The organism is Nostoc sp. (assembly GCF_036916655.1).
Lineage (GTDB): Bacteria > Cyanobacteriota > Cyanobacteriia > Cyanobacteriales > Nostocaceae > Nostoc.
This window is the reverse complement of sequence record NZ_JBALFY010000021.1, coordinates 98703-112863: the sequence shown is the minus strand read 5'-3', so window position 1 is coordinate 112863 and position 14161 is coordinate 98703. Positions and strand designations below refer to the sequence as shown.

The window sequence follows — 14161 nt, the reverse complement described above, 5'->3', positions numbered from 1 at the left end:
GCAAAGACCCAGAGTTAGTAGCAAAAAAAACTAGAAATTACAGCATGGCTCAATGCACATCAAAGCGAGATTGTGTCTGGGGAAATGGTTGTATTTTTTGAGGATGAGTGTCATTTGTTGTGGGGAGACATTTGTGGTTATATTTGGGGTAATACTAAAGAAAGAATTGAAGTTCCAGTTCTTAACGAAAGACAAAGGCAGACATACTTTGGCGCACTTAATTATTACACTCAGGAATTTTTGATTAAGCCATTCAAAAAAGGTGATTCATCTTCGGCGATCGCATTCGTAGAATATCTGCTTACTCAATATCCCAAAAGCCGTATTGCTTTGATTTGGGATGGAGCTAGTTATCATCGTTCACTTGAATTTCAAGATTATTTAAAATCTGTAAATCAAGAGCTAGACGAAAACGAATGGAAAGTGACTTGTATTCGTTTTGCTCCTAATGATCCAACACAAAACCCTGTAGAAGATATTTGGTTATATGCTAAAAACTTTGTTAGAGAGTTTTATCATCTATGTAAATCCTTCACTATTGTCAAGCGTTTATTTGAACTTGTCATTCACCATCAAATCTTCAATTTCCCCAAAATATTTATGTATAGTTGATTTTCACAACTGATTTAGGATTGCTATATCCCTCTTCTGTCACTCTCCGAAAACATTTGCCATTTCTGGATTCTAGAGCTTTTGTATAGCAAGCGATCGCGCGATTCTTTTCTAATAACAAATACAAGACCAATTTTTTTCTAATAGTATAGCTTGTATTGATTGCCTCATCAGGCTTCTAGCGATCGCCCTCCCGGAGAGTGACAGAAGAGGGATATAAGACAGATAGTGTTATGGAAAAAATATCATTATTTTTCCTTATTATTCAAGAAAAATGTATTAAATAGCACATAAAAATAATTACTAATTAGTGATTTTTCTGAGATATATGGTAATATGTGAGTAAGTTGGCACAATAAAATCAAATCTATGCCAAATTAAAGATTAACTAAGCTCAATACCTTCGCCAATTTATAAAGGTGAGTTCATGTATTAACTCCCTTTTATCTGAGGCTTGGCAAAAACAATAAGTCCTAATAATTCCTTTAAGGTTGACCGCAAGAGTTTATTTAAGGTATTGCCCGCAGTATAAAGAGTTTAAGAGTCTAAGCTACCTTGTAAGCTAAATGCTCATGTATGGGTCATTTCGCCAGTGGAAGCCAAAATTTTTGTAGGCTCTTATTTTGGCAAAATTATTGAAGCTAAAACACTCTTTCCTTCTGCCTTTGGCCTTATCCAAACGATAGATTTTTAATTTTCTCTAATTTTACAAATAGGTGAAAGTTATGGCTCTACTATCTGGTAAATTTTCTACCTTGGTAGAACTTCTCCGATGGAGATCGCTCCAGCAACCTGAAGAGAATGTCTATACTTTTCTAAACAATAGAGAAGTTGGAGAGTCTAATTTGACTTATGGGCAGCTAGATTACCAAGCTCGAAGTATCGCTGCATTACTCCAAAGCTGTGTAACCACTCAAGAACCAGTTTTACTACTTTTCCAGCCAGGTTTGGACTTCATCGCTGCTTTTTTGGGATGTCTATACGCTGGAGTCATAGCTGTTCCTGCTTATCCACCAAAACCAAACCGCTCAACCCACCGCCTTCAAACAACTGTTTCAGATACACAGTTGAAGGTAGTCCTAACCACACGATCTCTGTTGTCCAACGTAGAGCGATGGGTTAACCAGTGTTCAGAGATGAAAACTCTACGCTGGTTGGCTGTTGATGACATTCCTGACAATCTAGCAGAGAAATGGCAGGAACCAACTATAAGTAAAAACACACTGACTTTTCTTCAGTACACTTCGGGATCTACAGGCACACCCAAGGGTGTAATGGTGAGCCATAACAATCTGCTGCATAATTCTGAATGCATCAAGCAATTTTTTGAACTTAGTTCATCCAGCGTATCCGTATGTTGGTTACCCAATTTCCATGATATGGGTCTGATTGATGGGATTATTCAACCTTTATATACAGGTTTTCTGGGTGTTCTTATGTCGCCTATGTTCTTTCTTGAACGACCGATACGATGGCTTCAAGCCATTTCAGATTACAGAGCAACTCATTCAGGAGGCCCCAACTTTGCTTATGATCTTTGCGTTCGCAAGGTGACTCCAGAGTATATGAAGTTTTTAGACCTGAGTAGTTGGTGTACAGCTTACACAGGTTCAGAGCCAGTTCGCAGAGAGACATTAGAGCAGTTTACCCAGATTTTCAAACCCTGTGGATTTCATTCCAGATTTTTATATCCATGTTATGGGTTAGCGGAAGCCACTTTGATGGTTTCAGGTGGACTAGTAAAAGATGAACCGATTTTCTGTACAGTTGACGCAGATAAACTCGAACAGAATCAAATTGTAGAAGTATCCGTTGACAAACAGAGGGTAGTAAAGCTTGTAGGATGCGGTCGTAGTGTGCTTGATACAAGCATCGTTATTGTTCACCCAGAATCTTTGACTCCATGTTTGCCAAACGAAATAGGAGAAATATGGGTATCAAGCCAGAGTGTAGCTCAAGGATATTGGAACAAACCTGAATATTCCCAACGTATCTTCGAGGCGTACTTAACAGACACCGACATAGGGCCATTTTTACGTACAGGTGACCTGGGATTTTTAAAGGATGGAGAGTTGTTTATTACTGGTCGCCTTAAAGACCTGATCATTATTTGGGGACGCAATTATTATCCACAAGATATTGAACTGACAGTTGAACAAAGTCACCCAGCACTTAGACCAAGTTGTAGTGCAGCATTTTCGGTTGAGGTGAAAGGTGAGGAGCGGCTGGTAGTTGCTCAAGAGATAGAACGTAATTATCTCCGAAATCTAGATTTTAATCAGGTGATTGCGAATATGCGCCAAGCAGTAATCGAACAGTATGATTTACAGATTTATGCCGTGGCTTTGCTCAAGACTGGAAGTATCCCAAAGACCTCCAGTGGGAAAATTCAACGCCAAGCTTGCCGAACGAGTTATCTGGGCGGCACTCTGAACTTGTGGAATGCAAAGGAGGTATAGCTATAAATCGGGTAGTTAGAGATTAAAGTTTCAAACACAAAAAGGAATCAACAAATGGTAAGTGAATTGAATGATCCAAGTGAATTAGGTAACTCTAGAGATTTGCCTAAGATAACTAAAATATCGATAGACAATGATTACCTAATAAAGGTGCAGAGAATCTTTGTTTTGACATTAAATATCGTTTCTTTACTAGGATGTATAATCGCCTTTATCCAAGTTTGGCTTTGGGGGATTAGTTACTTAGAAATCGGTCTTTTATTAGGTATGTATGCTCTAATATTTAGTGGGATCACTGTCGGCTATCACCGACTATTTGCCCACACTAGTTACAAAACTAATACAACCATACGAGTTATCCTAGCTATCCTTGGATCTATGGCTGGTCAAGGTCCTCCAATTTACTGGGTGGCTAATCATCGGCGTCATCATCAGTACAGCGACTTGCCTGAAGATCCTCATTCTCCACACTTAAACTCTAAGGGGAACTTGGGTTTGGTTAGTGGACTATGGTATGCCCATATTGGTTGGTTGTTTGACCCTGAGATTACAAACTCTCTCTTCTTTGCCAAAGACTTACTTAGAGACCCTGCTATTGCTAAGGTTAATCGACTGTACTTAATCTGGTTACTTCTAGGTCTTGCTATCCCTGGCATATTAGCAGGGCTACTCACACATTCATGGACAGGAGCTATATCGGGATTCTTATGGGGTGGGTTAGTTCGTCTATTCCTTTCTCTCCATCTTACCTACAGTATTAACTCAATTGGACATGTCTTTGGTAGCCGCCTTTTTAATACTCACGAATACAGTAGAAACAATGCTTTGCTTGCCATCCCAACGATGGGGGAATCTTGGCATAACAACCACCATGCGTTCCCTCAATCAGCAAGGTTTGGGCTAAAATGGTGGCAAATTGACCTGGGTTATTTGGTCATCCGTACTCTCGAAATTACTGGTCTAGCCTGGGATGTTAAAGTTCCTACATCGAGCCTGATTCAAGCAAAGATCAATGCTAATTAATAATTCATAATTTATAATTCATAATTCATAATTATGTTTTAGATGGGCATTTCAACCACAACTAAAACAGGACTGCTTGTAGAAATAGTGAAAAGTGCGGTTTTCTCCCCTTGGAGAAGAAAAGCAATTTTTCAAAGCAGAGGAATCAAACACTTTTTAGTTATGAATTATGAATTAATGATTATGAATTAGATGAAGAGTGCCTCGGCTTAAAGTTGAAAGGCCGCCCACAATTCTAGCGGGATATCAACCTTCTCCTGATAAAAAGATTCCGCCACCGCCACTTGCTACAACGGGGAACCCCCCCCAATGCAGTGGCCCTATCAGGGGCGGGGCAAAAACCCAAGTACTGAGTACTCTTGTTGTGACTCAGGACTGGCTCAACGCCCCGCTATCGCTAACAGCACTAAGTACGGTTTAACTTTTAGCAATTCTATAAATGTTGTGCTTTTGTCAATTATGGAGTCTTAGAAATGAACAAACAACCTTCTGAAATCAGCAATTCTTATTCTTTTACAAACTTGAACGATCTTAATCAACAAGTAAGTTCCCAAAAAGAGATAACTAAAGAAGCAATTCAAGCTTGGTTAACTTCTTATCTTGCTGAAATACTAGAAACAAATTCAAAGGAAATAGATATCCAGGAATCTTTTGACCGATATGGTTTGGATTCAGGAGCGGCTGTAGGACTAACAAGTGATTTGGAGGATTGGCTTAAACGCGATCTTTCTCCTACTCTTTTATACGAGTACCCTACTATTGAGGTATTAAGTCAATATTTAGCTGAGGAATTCAACGTTACGGTGTAATCATCAGTAGTTAATAAAAGTCTTGTAGCCAGCTAATTTTTTCCACAGTATCCTTTCCTGAAATCAGCAGAGGAAGGATACTTTTATCTAATTGAGTCAATTTGTAAAACTTAGGACACTGTTATGAATGCAATCAAAACCGAGAATCCTGGTGCATCAGCAAAGGCAATTCAACATCATTATGACGTAGGCAATGAATTTTATCGACTTTGGCTTGATAGTAATAATGTCTATTCAGGTGCGCTTTGGGAAGAGAATGACTCGCTTGACACAGCACAGTTAAGAAAGATTGACTACCACATCAACCAATCCAAGGCTAGAGGTGCAAAACGGGTTTTAGATATAGGCTGCGGTTGGGGTGCTGTATTAAAACGCCTTGTAGAAGAGAACAATGTAGAGTCTGCTCTAGGTTTGACGTTGAGTGTGGCTCAAGCAGAGTGGATTAAGTCATTCAACCACCCAAAAATTGAGGTTCGTGTAGAAAACTGGTTGGATCATTTTCCAGAAGTGCCTTATGATTCGATCATTTCAATTGGTGCATTTGAACATTTTGCCAAGATAGAGTTATCTGATGTAGATAAAGTACAAGCTTATCGTACTTTCTTCCAGCGTTGTCATGAGTGGTTGAAGCCTGACGGATACTTGTCACTTCAAACTATTACATACGGAAAAACGCGCCGCGAAGTGGCTAGAAAATCACAAGCAACTCAGTTTATTTCCAAAGATATATTCCCGGAATCAGACCCACCTCGTCTAATAGATGTTATAGAAGCAGTTGAAGGACTTTTTGAAGTTGTGGCACTTCATAATGACCGCGAGGGCTACGAGCGAACTTGCCGAGCATGGTTGGAAAGGTTAAGAGCAGTACGGAAAGAAGCCATTAATATTGCTGGAGATGAAGTCGTCACTGATTTTGAACACTACTTCAAAGTCTTTTGTGTTGGCTTTGCAACTGGAAATTTAGGTCTCTTACGCGTTACTTTACGCCGAATTAACAACTCTCGAAGTTAATTTACTTGCCAGCTAATGAAAACTCAACAAATCTCTAATATTTGGGTTACCTGTCCAAATCCAAATCCCAAAGCGCGAATTCGCCTATTTTGCTTGCCGTATGCTGGTAGAGGTGCCTCAAGCTTCCGTACTTGGTCAAACGATTTACCTCCAGAATTTGAAGTCTGCCCTATCCAACTTCCTGGACGAGAAAACAGGCTTAAGGAACCTCCACTTACTCAAATCTCACAAATTGTTAAGGCATTAGCACCACTCTTAGACCCCTATTTGGATTTACCCTTCGCTTTTTTTGGTCATAGTATGGGGGCTTTGATATGCTTTGAATTGTCCCGCGAGATCCGCAGAGTTGGTAATCCTAGTCCTATTCACCTCTTCATTTCTGGTTGTCCTGCACCTCAGAAGCTAGATTTGTCTCCACCTATTCATGAACTACCTGCATCAGAATTTGTAGAGGAACTGTGTCGTCGATATAATTGCATAATACCAGAATCCGTTCAGCAAAATGCTGATTTAATGCAACTTTTCTTGCCTGCCTTGAGAGCTGATTTAGCTACAGGTGAGACGTATATTTATACTCCTGAAGCTCCACTCAATTGTCCTATCTCTTTGTTTGGAGGCTTACAAGATGGAGTAGTTAGCCAAGAAGCTCTAGAAGCTTGGCGTGAGCAGACCCATAACTCTGTAACAGTGAGTATGTTTCCTGGCAACCATTTTTTCATCAACAGTGTTCGCTCAAATGTTTTGACTTGTATTGCAAAACTTTATTAACATTTCAATCCATAGTGCTGTTTAATCAAAGGCAAGAACCCCAATCCTAATGAATAGCCCAAAGCTTCCAAATCTTCGAGCTTTCCCGCTAATTTAATGCGGCGATGTCTACGACGGGCTACGCTTAAGCAGTAGAGAAGATGGGGTAGATGGATTTGGTAAGTTAAATCAAACATCGCAAATTCCAGAGTTAGGGATTCTCGCGATCGCCCTGCTGTAAATTCCCAAGTTGTAAAAATTGACGAGTGGTGCCATTCAAGCTAAGGTGCGATCGCTAAGTGCAGTATTTGACAAAGTACTAGGTATCGAGGCTTGGGCATTGCTAAAACTCTTACTTAGTCCCCAATCCTCGATCCTTAATCACTTGACTTTCAGCACCGACTTCCCTAAAGATTGGCAAATAACATCATTTTGCGGTGTATGGATACGGCTGCACAAAACGTCACGGTAGTGTCGCTCTAAAGGATTCCTCTTTAATAGACCAGGATTACCAGTTAGTTCTAAGGCAATCTCCACGGCACGAATTGAGTTAGTTGTGGTGAGATATTTAACAGCTTGTGCTTGTAATCCGATATTTGGCTCATACTCGCCCTTATCAATATCTTCAGCCAAGCTATAAATCAATCTATTGTTAGCAAACAAGAGTGCTTCTATTTCACCTACAGCAGTTTGGAAGCGGGGCAAAGTTGCCAGTGGCTCTTTAAGATTAGAAGGCGATCGCTCCCAAAGATATTTAGTGAGCCAGTCTCGCGCACTAGTAGCCACACCGAGATATAAGGCACTCACTGTCAAACTACCCCAAGTGGAAATTAGCGGATCGAAAGATGGTGCAGCAGATATGGGACTGATACTGAGAGCATACTCTGAGGGAATTAATACATTCTCTAAAATGAGATCGTGGCTACCTGTAGCCCTCATCCCCAAGTGATCCCAGGTTTCGACAATTTGCAAACCTGGCAGATCGCGCGGAACCAGAAAACTTCCAACTTGTGGTTCATCCTCAGTTGTCCGTGCCCAAACAACAAAGTAACTGAGAATGGGACTGCCCGTGGTGTACTGCTTATGTCCTGTTAAACGCCAGCCTTCTGTTGTTGGTTCGGCAATTGTCGCAGGCAATCCACCTCTAGCTGGCGTTCCTAACTCTGGTTCAACACGGGCAGCATTCAGCAGGGCAATACCTTCGATTGATTCACGACACAGCCGCTTATATACTTCTGGATGCCAGCGACGGCTACGGGATGCGTGAGCATGTTGAAGGTAGTGCATTGTCAGTACTAATGCGGTGGAAGCATCGCCACGCGCTATCCCTTCAATCACTCGGCAGATAGCTGGCAGCCCCAAATCCTGACCACCGAATTCACGCGGGATGGTCAGGCTAAGTAGTCCGGCCTCATGCAAAGCAGTAAAATTCTCGAAGGGAAAGGAACCATCTTTGTCATGTACCCCTGCACGGGTGGCAAAGTCTTTGGCTAGAGCCTCAACTCGCTCGAAAATATTGGGGAGAGTTTCTAAGCCTTTGGCTACAAAGGTGTCTGGCACTGCTTGCTTCAACTGTGACATAAATACTCCTTTAAAACTCACTTTACTACTACTGAATCTCATCCCGCAAAAAATTGATGTTTCTGCAAACTTGTAGATGCTTCCATCGAAGTTAAGCGATCGCAACTACTTGTAGTCTAAATCCTGCTTTCTTTTGTTCATCTCGATCTCAGGTCTTTTGGCGATCGCTAACAATACTACTTAAAATCGATCGGATTTTAGTAGATGCAAGCTTCGTAAGTATGACATAAACAGTTTCCACAGAGCAAGGCAACTAAAAGATTGTGCGATCGCTCCACATCTGAACAAATCATTAGTAGTGCAGCCAACAATGGTGCTTTTGTTTTCTGACCTAAACCCTTTCTCTCAATGCGTCGCGGCAGGAGACAGATAGCAGTATTACTCCCAATACGGTTAAGATCCCCCCGCCTACGGCGACCCCCTTTTTAAGGGGGTAAATAGGAGGAGAAGCCCCCCTTTTTTAAGGGGGGTTGGGGGGATCTCCGAGAGCCAAATATACTAACCGAACCGTATTGGTATTACTCCTACCTCTCTTGTTTAAACCAACCTCTATGATAAAAAACTCCACGCCACTTGCGGGATGGAGTTTCCCGCCGCTTTCAATGAATTTGGGCTGATGGGTTAGCTCGCCGCTCAATTTGCTAACAGTTTCGTTAAAGCTTATGTGATAATACTTACTTTTAATTTATATACATTGACATTTTTTACATTTAGTTTATAATTACTGTCTGTAAAGTAGCTAAACTTTATACTTCACAAAATACTAGACATCTTCACTAATTGCTTAGGGAAACATCCTATTCAACTTCACGATTACTTGAATGAAATGTCATTAGTTATACCATTGTAGTAGCAGTCTACATGATTGATATTAGAGAAGTAGTTTAAAAACATAGCTTGTCTAATACATGAATAAAAAATGGGCTGCTAAACGACTTACCATCAACCTTACCTCAAGCGAGGCACAGAAGCTCGAACAATACTGTTCGATAACAGGGAGACCTGCGACTGATGTAATTCGGGAGTTAATTCGCTCTCTTTCTTCTAAAGAGGAAAAAGCTTCTGAACTCTCGTGAATCAGACTGTACAAAACATAAAACCAGGGTAAGTACATCTATCTCAATTTGTGAATGAAATATAGTGCTTAACAGTTATCAGCTAACAGTGAATCCTCATAGCTGAAATTAGGGGATTTAAATAAAAACACTCTCTTACAAAGTTCAGAGCGGAGAAAGTCTCCACTCTGACTTTTGCCTATTGGACGTGCTAATCGCAGTTTTTTGGAGCCTACTTAGCGAATTCTATGAGACTGTTGGCGAATAGGGGGTCTAAGAGGATGTTTGAAAAGTTCTGGGCGATTGGAAATCGCCTGGTATATTTGCTTTCGTTGAGATACTCCCTCTAGTATCTCTAGTGCCGAATTGGAATTGCAATCACAAACTCTGTTCCTTGTCCTAGTTTTGAGTAACATTCCAATTTACCAGCATGTTTTTCGGTAATAATTTGATAACTAATAGACATTCCCATACCTGTTCCCTTCCCCACAGGTTTGGTAGTAAAAAATGGATTAAAAACCTGTTTTTCAACTTTTTCTGGCATTCCTAAACCATTGTCAGCGATGGCAATTTTTACCCAATTAGAATCAATTAATGCGGTCTGAATGGTAATTGTGGGTAGAGAAACTTCATTGTTTGTTCTTTCTTCTAAGGCATCAATAGCATTTGCCAAAATATTCATAAACACCTGATTTAGTTGTCCGGCGTAGCATTCTACTAAAGGTAAGTATGTGTAGTTTTTGCTCACATGAATTTCAGGAAAATCTGGCTTTTCTTTAAGACGATGTTGCAAAATCATTAAAGTACTATCTATGCTTTCGTGAATATCCACTGCTTTAAATTCGGCTTCATCCATGCGTGAGAAGGTACGCAACGACAAGACAATCTGACGGATGCGTTGAGTGCCGACTTTCATTGAATTTAAGATTTTGGGTAAATCTGCTTGGATGAACTCTAAGTCAATTTCCTCACATAAAGATGTTCTTAAAGTTCCCGTAGGGTAGCAACTGCCGTTCTGAAATTCAGGAACGTTACTGGATTGATATAGGTGAACTAGTCGTAATAAATCTTGGGTATGTTCTTCAAGATGGCTGAGATTACCGTGGATAAAATTGACAGGGTTGTTGATTTCATGGGCAACTCCAGCAACCAGTTGGCCGAGACTGGACATTTTTTCTGCCTGAATCATTTGTGCTTGAGTGCGTTGGAGTTCTTGCAGAGTTTGGGCTAAATCTTCTGCTTGTTGTCTAAGTTGGGCTTCGATTTGTTGGCGATCGCGGATGTCACGGGCTATGGTTGAGAAGAATTCGACTTCGCCCTGTTCATTTTTATGGGCAATTAGTACTTGAGAAACTGGAAACTCTTCACCATTGCGACAGCGAAATATAGATTCTCCAGACCAAATTCCTTCTCGAACTATGGTAGGTATAATCTGATTCTGGAATTCCTCTAATATCGATAGTCCTACAACCTCGCTAATATGAAACTTGTTAGTTTCTGAGGCGGGAATATCCAAAATCTTCTGCCCTGCTTTGTTTAAGTAGCAATTATTTCCGGCTGCATCAGCCATACCCACAATGTCAGTTGTGGCTTCCAGAATCGCTAGCAGTCTTCTTTGCTCTTGTTCTGCTTGTTTTCGTTCGCTAATATCTCGCACTACCGAAAGTGCGTGGGGTTTGCCATTGTAGCTCAAAAGTTTGCCTGTAACTTCTATATCAAGGTAAGTACCATCTTTGCGGATGTCTACAGCCTGAGTGTGAAATTCATCTCCTTTTTTAATTGATTTGATAAATTTCCCGAATATATGAAAATAATCGGGATGGATGAAATCTGTAGGAATTAATTGCAAAAATTCTGCTTGAGAATAACCATGCATTTGATAAAAAGCCGGATTAGCAGCGACAATTTTACCAGTATCTAAATCAATAACACTGATGCCATCATTCACAGTCTCAAAAATGTTGCGATAGCGAGCTTCTTGTTGAATTAGGGCTGCCTCAGCTGCTTTGCGTAAAAGAAGCTCATTGTAAACATCGCTAATATCTCTCGCTACACAAACAACAGTTTCCTCGCTCATTGGCGAAATACTCGCCTCAAACCAAACTTCGCGATCGCCAATGGGTAAACTATATTCGATTTTGACAGCTTTCTTAGTTTTTAGTGCCTGTTGAATACAGTCGAGAAAAGAGTCTGCAAAAGCGGAAGGAAAAACTTCGTGGATGGTTTTGCCTAGTAGTTCCGCTGGTGGTTGGTACATTAAAGGCGCGCCGCTAGGAGCAATTTTCAGATAGCGTCCTTCTGCATCAAGGATAAGAATTACATCTTGTATGGCGTTAAACAATGCCAGTAATTCGGCTAATTCTGCTTGGCGATCGCTTTGTAATAGTTGTTTTGATTCTTTGAGTTTTTGTTCTAGTTGAGTGATTCTTGCACTGAATTCACTGGTGGATTTTGCTAATTGCTTCTGTAATTCAGCATTTTGCTGACGGAGAAAGAGTATTTCATGTTCTAGTTCTTCAGTATACATGACTTGTTTCTCCCGCTTACTGTCGAACTGGAATTAACAGTGCAAATAGCATTTGCGTTTCTCTTGGTAATAGAGAGGCAATACTAAAGTCGATTAATTTCACTTGTTTAGTTTCAGGATTAATTAAAATATTACTCGTCTTAATGTCTTTATAAATGATGCGCTGACTATAGAGTATATCTAAGGTATGATATAGTGCGATTGCTATTTGTAAAAACTCTCCTAAAGACCCGATGCCCTGTGTTTGGTTGCGATCAAAATAATCTTTTAGAGAAATTCCACCAAAATTTTTCATCACCATCGCTACAGGTAATGAGTCAGTTTCTCGATACCCAGGGTAAACTATGGTTCTCGAACCATTAGAGATTTCTTCACTGACCTGGTATCCAGGAATAGTCACACAATTACTGAACATACTGCTAAATCCTAGTGATTTCTAAATTTATTGTTCCCAAATTAGTAACGGCAGTTTAATGTTAATTGGCAAATATTACTGTGGTTTAACTTTATATTTAGAATTGCTAGTACAACACGGCGTAAATAAACCACCCATTCCAAACCAATGAAACGCTTACGCTATATTCATTTTTAATTTTTAATTTTTAATTCCGCCTTGCGGTACTAGGCTCTTGATAAAAGGGAGCATCTCACTTTTTGAAGTGGCTCAAACTGACAATAATCCATTGAGATAAGCAGAGCGATGAGCCAGGACTTGAGGGACATTTTCTCGTTTCCATTGTGCCCCAGAATCTTTGTTCGACGATCAATCTGTTTAACGGCAGATTCAACCGAACCAGAACCAATTAAACAAATTTGTCCAGCTTGATGATATTCGGAGTTAATAGTGCGATCGCAATGCTTATCAAGATAACAGCAAAAGTTTTGTGCTTGTTTACCCTTACAATCAGTGAAGCGGTTTCAAGGCAATAATAACTGAATAACAAAGCTGTGGATTCTTCTGTAATTTACCAACCTTGGCTTTAAGGGTAAGAGGGATATGCTCAAATGTATGCAATCTCGTTTAACGAATTATGACAATATTATCTTTGGCAACTTGAGATCAGCGATACACTGAGGAAAATTCCTTGAGGAAGCGTTGATGGCAAGAGCAAACGGGGTTACAAGTGAAACGTCTGTAGAGGAATTGCCTACAGTTTCAGACAAAGACACGGCAACAATTGAAAATTCGCCTGAACCAGTAGAGGATGCCCAGGATATTGACGATATATTGAACTCACTAAAAACTTTACTGAGTACCCTAGAAAAACTCCAAAAAGTCCGGCAGGAAGTGGGTGATATCAAACCATTGATTGGGCGGATGCTGGATGGAGAACTGGTAGCTGGTGAAGAACTTGAACAACTCAAGGCAGGTGTGAGCAGTCTTTCTCGCCTTGTTCGTGCTTATAATGACCATCAAGTAGCGTTGGCGAAAGCACAACCTGCTAGAAACTTGTTAGATCAAGTCTTGAAAGAGCGTAAAGTGAGTTGAGTTGAGTTGGGGATGGGGAACTAGGAACTGGGGAAAAATACTTTGGATATTTGCTTGGAATCCCAATCTCCATTCAAATCTTATGAGTTTACAGTCCCCAATTTTAAGAAGCGATCGCACTTTTTTTGAGAGATGCGATCGCTGTAAACTGAAGATGTAACTCAAACTTGCAGCTATCCCCATGAAGTCTTTACAAGACTACACTGCTGTTATCCGTCCCGATAACAATGGTACATTTGTCCCCTACATACCAGCGATTTCCGGTTGTCACACTTGGGGACAAACGCCAGATGAAGCTCGTGCTGAACTTGTCTATGTTTTTGAAATGATTCAGGAGGAATACAAAGAACAAGGACGTTCTTTACCCGAAGACGTTGAACTGGTAATTACAAATGCCAGCTAAAGCTAGTGTTTTTTCTTAGCAACAGCCCAGCCTAGAACACTTAATAAAGCAAAGACACTTCCACCTGCTTCGCCTATATTAACAATAAAGTTTTCTCCTGATTCTGTTTTTATATTTATTTCTTGATTCTGCTTTTTGAAGTATGCTCCTAAACGTAATAGACTTTCTTTATTTATATCTACCGTTTCAATAGCCTCATAATGCAGATTATTAAATTCCTGATAATTTGTCCAAATTAATCTTTCATTAGTAATTAAGCACCAATGGTTCAAATTTACAAAGCTCAAAATACATGGTTTTTCATCTGATGCTAAAGCTACTCCTTCTAATACATAAGCTTTCGTTTCGTCAGAAAAGCTGTTGAAAGACATAACAACTTTACTATTGATTTTACGTCGGCGAAAAATAGAAGCTATTATGTCAGGGCTTATTGTTTTCTTTGGTA

Annotated in this window: 13 protein-coding genes and 2 pseudogenes; 9 read left to right on the top strand and 6 right to left on the bottom strand. The window is 40.2% G+C overall.

Features of this window, described 5'->3' with window-relative positions; translation table 11 throughout:
* Positions 1 to 84 precede the first annotated feature (84 nt).
* The 6 genes from V7L31_RS05770 to V7L31_RS05745 all read left to right on the top strand — a co-directional run bounded on the left by V7L31_RS05770 (position 85) and on the right by V7L31_RS05745 (position 6682).
* Positions 85 to 612 carry a transposase gene (locus V7L31_RS05770; protein WP_442944360.1) on the top strand — a complete coding sequence of 176 codons (528 nt, stop codon included), beginning with the start codon at positions 85 to 87 and terminating at the stop codon, positions 610 to 612.
* Between the two features lie 725 nt (positions 613 to 1337).
* Complete coding sequence (locus tag V7L31_RS05765; protein WP_334695353.1) at positions 1338 to 3071, top strand: fatty acyl-AMP ligase; 1734 nt, start codon at positions 1338 to 1340, stop codon at positions 3069 to 3071.
* Between the two features lie 54 nt (positions 3072 to 3125).
* Positions 3126 to 4094, top strand: coding sequence for an acyl-CoA desaturase (locus V7L31_RS05760; RefSeq protein ID WP_334695352.1), 969 nt, complete (start codon positions 3126 to 3128; stop codon positions 4092 to 4094).
* A gap of 473 nt (positions 4095 to 4567) precedes the next feature.
* Positions 4568 to 4903, top strand: a complete 336-nt coding sequence (locus V7L31_RS05755; RefSeq protein ID WP_334695351.1) for an acyl carrier protein — start codon at positions 4568 to 4570, stop codon at positions 4901 to 4903.
* 123 nt (positions 4904 to 5026) lie between these two features.
* A complete protein-coding gene (locus V7L31_RS05750) occupies positions 5027 to 5914 on the top strand; it encodes a cyclopropane-fatty-acyl-phospholipid synthase family protein (protein WP_334695350.1) in 888 nt (295 codons plus the stop codon).
* A 15-nt stretch (positions 5915 to 5929) separates the two neighbouring features.
* The gene (locus V7L31_RS05745; protein ID WP_334695349.1) at positions 5930 to 6682 is read left to right on the top strand and encodes a thioesterase II family protein; all 753 of its coding nucleotides are present in this window, start codon (positions 5930 to 5932) and stop codon (positions 6680 to 6682) included.
* On the opposite strand, the gene V7L31_RS05740 is transcribed toward V7L31_RS05745, so the two are convergent.
* Together V7L31_RS05740 and V7L31_RS05735 are read right to left on the bottom strand one after the other, a co-directional pair.
* Entirely contained in the window at positions 6679 to 6858 is a 180-nt protein-coding gene (locus V7L31_RS05740) for a hypothetical protein (RefSeq protein WP_334695348.1), read from the bottom strand. The genes V7L31_RS05745 and V7L31_RS05740 overlap by 4 nt on opposite strands.
* Before the next feature lie 184 nt (positions 6859 to 7042).
* The gene (locus V7L31_RS05735; protein ID WP_179065629.1) at positions 7043 to 8242 is read right to left on the bottom strand and encodes an acyl-CoA dehydrogenase family protein; all 1200 of its coding nucleotides are present in this window, start codon (positions 8240 to 8242) and stop codon (positions 7043 to 7045) included.
* Between the two features lie 908 nt (positions 8243 to 9150).
* Here V7L31_RS05735 and V7L31_RS05730 point away from each other — a divergent pair.
* The gene (locus V7L31_RS05730; RefSeq protein WP_179065628.1) at positions 9151 to 9318 is read left to right on the top strand and encodes a CopG family transcriptional regulator; all 168 of its coding nucleotides are present in this window, start codon (positions 9151 to 9153) and stop codon (positions 9316 to 9318) included.
* 334 nt (positions 9319 to 9652) lie between these two features.
* Here the strand turns inward: V7L31_RS05730 and V7L31_RS05725 are convergent, their stop codons facing one another.
* The 3 genes and pseudogenes from V7L31_RS05725 to V7L31_RS05715 all read right to left on the bottom strand — a co-directional run.
* On the bottom strand, positions 9653 to 11824 hold the full coding sequence (locus V7L31_RS05725) for a PAS domain-containing sensor histidine kinase (protein WP_334695347.1): 2172 nt from the start codon (positions 11822 to 11824) through the stop codon (positions 9653 to 9655).
* Between the two features lie 46 nt (positions 11825 to 11870).
* A pseudogene (locus V7L31_RS05720) lies at positions 11871 to 12239 on the bottom strand (protein kinase domain-containing protein); the annotation flags it as partial.
* A 249-nt stretch (positions 12240 to 12488) separates the two neighbouring features.
* Positions 12489 to 12736: pseudogene (locus V7L31_RS05715) on the bottom strand (ISKra4 family transposase); the annotation flags it as partial.
* A gap of 187 nt (positions 12737 to 12923) precedes the next feature.
* Here V7L31_RS05715 and V7L31_RS05710 point away from each other — a divergent pair.
* Complete coding sequence (locus V7L31_RS05710; RefSeq protein WP_334695346.1) at positions 12924 to 13313, top strand: hypothetical protein; 390 nt, start codon at positions 12924 to 12926, stop codon at positions 13311 to 13313.
* A gap of 181 nt (positions 13314 to 13494) precedes the next feature.
* On the top strand, positions 13495 to 13716 hold the full coding sequence (locus tag V7L31_RS05705; protein WP_334695345.1) for a type II toxin-antitoxin system HicB family antitoxin: 222 nt from the start codon (positions 13495 to 13497) through the stop codon (positions 13714 to 13716).
* A gap of 2 nt (positions 13717 to 13718) precedes the next feature.
* On the opposite strand, the gene V7L31_RS05700 is transcribed toward V7L31_RS05705, so the two are convergent.
* The gene (locus V7L31_RS05700) at positions 13719 to 14087 is read right to left on the bottom strand and encodes a PH domain-containing protein (protein ID WP_334695344.1); all 369 of its coding nucleotides are present in this window, start codon (positions 14085 to 14087) and stop codon (positions 13719 to 13721) included.
* Positions 14088 to 14161 lie beyond the last annotated feature (74 nt).

Coding starts and splice junctions, on each gene's coding strand:
- V7L31_RS05760 (WP_334695352.1), top strand. CDS start 3,126: ATGGTAAGTGAATTGAATGATCCAAGTGAATTAGGTAACTCTAGAGAT.
- V7L31_RS05730 (WP_179065628.1), top strand. CDS start 9,151: ATGAATAAAAAATGGGCTGCTAAACGACTTACCATCAACCTTACCTCA.
- V7L31_RS05755 (WP_334695351.1), top strand. CDS start 4,568: ATGAACAAACAACCTTCTGAAATCAGCAATTCTTATTCTTTTACAAAC.
- V7L31_RS05710 (WP_334695346.1), top strand. CDS start 12,924: ATGGCAAGAGCAAACGGGGTTACAAGTGAAACGTCTGTAGAGGAATTG.
- V7L31_RS05700 (WP_334695344.1), bottom strand. CDS start 14,087: ATGTCTTTCAACAGCTTTTCTGACGAAACGAAAGCTTATGTATTAGAA.
- V7L31_RS05745 (WP_334695349.1), top strand. CDS start 5,930: ATGAAAACTCAACAAATCTCTAATATTTGGGTTACCTGTCCAAATCCA.
- V7L31_RS05705 (WP_334695345.1), top strand. CDS start 13,495: ATGAAGTCTTTACAAGACTACACTGCTGTTATCCGTCCCGATAACAAT.
- V7L31_RS05770 (WP_442944360.1), top strand. CDS start 85: ATGGTTGTATTTTTTGAGGATGAGTGTCATTTGTTGTGGGGAGACATT.
- V7L31_RS05725 (WP_334695347.1), bottom strand. CDS start 11,824: ATGTATACTGAAGAACTAGAACATGAAATACTCTTTCTCCGTCAGCAA.
- V7L31_RS05765 (WP_334695353.1), top strand. CDS start 1,338: ATGGCTCTACTATCTGGTAAATTTTCTACCTTGGTAGAACTTCTCCGA.
- V7L31_RS05735 (WP_179065629.1), bottom strand. CDS start 8,242: ATGTCACAGTTGAAGCAAGCAGTGCCAGACACCTTTGTAGCCAAAGGC.
- V7L31_RS05740 (WP_334695348.1), bottom strand. CDS start 6,858: ATGTTTGATTTAACTTACCAAATCCATCTACCCCATCTTCTCTACTGC.
- V7L31_RS05750 (WP_334695350.1), top strand. CDS start 5,027: ATGAATGCAATCAAAACCGAGAATCCTGGTGCATCAGCAAAGGCAATT.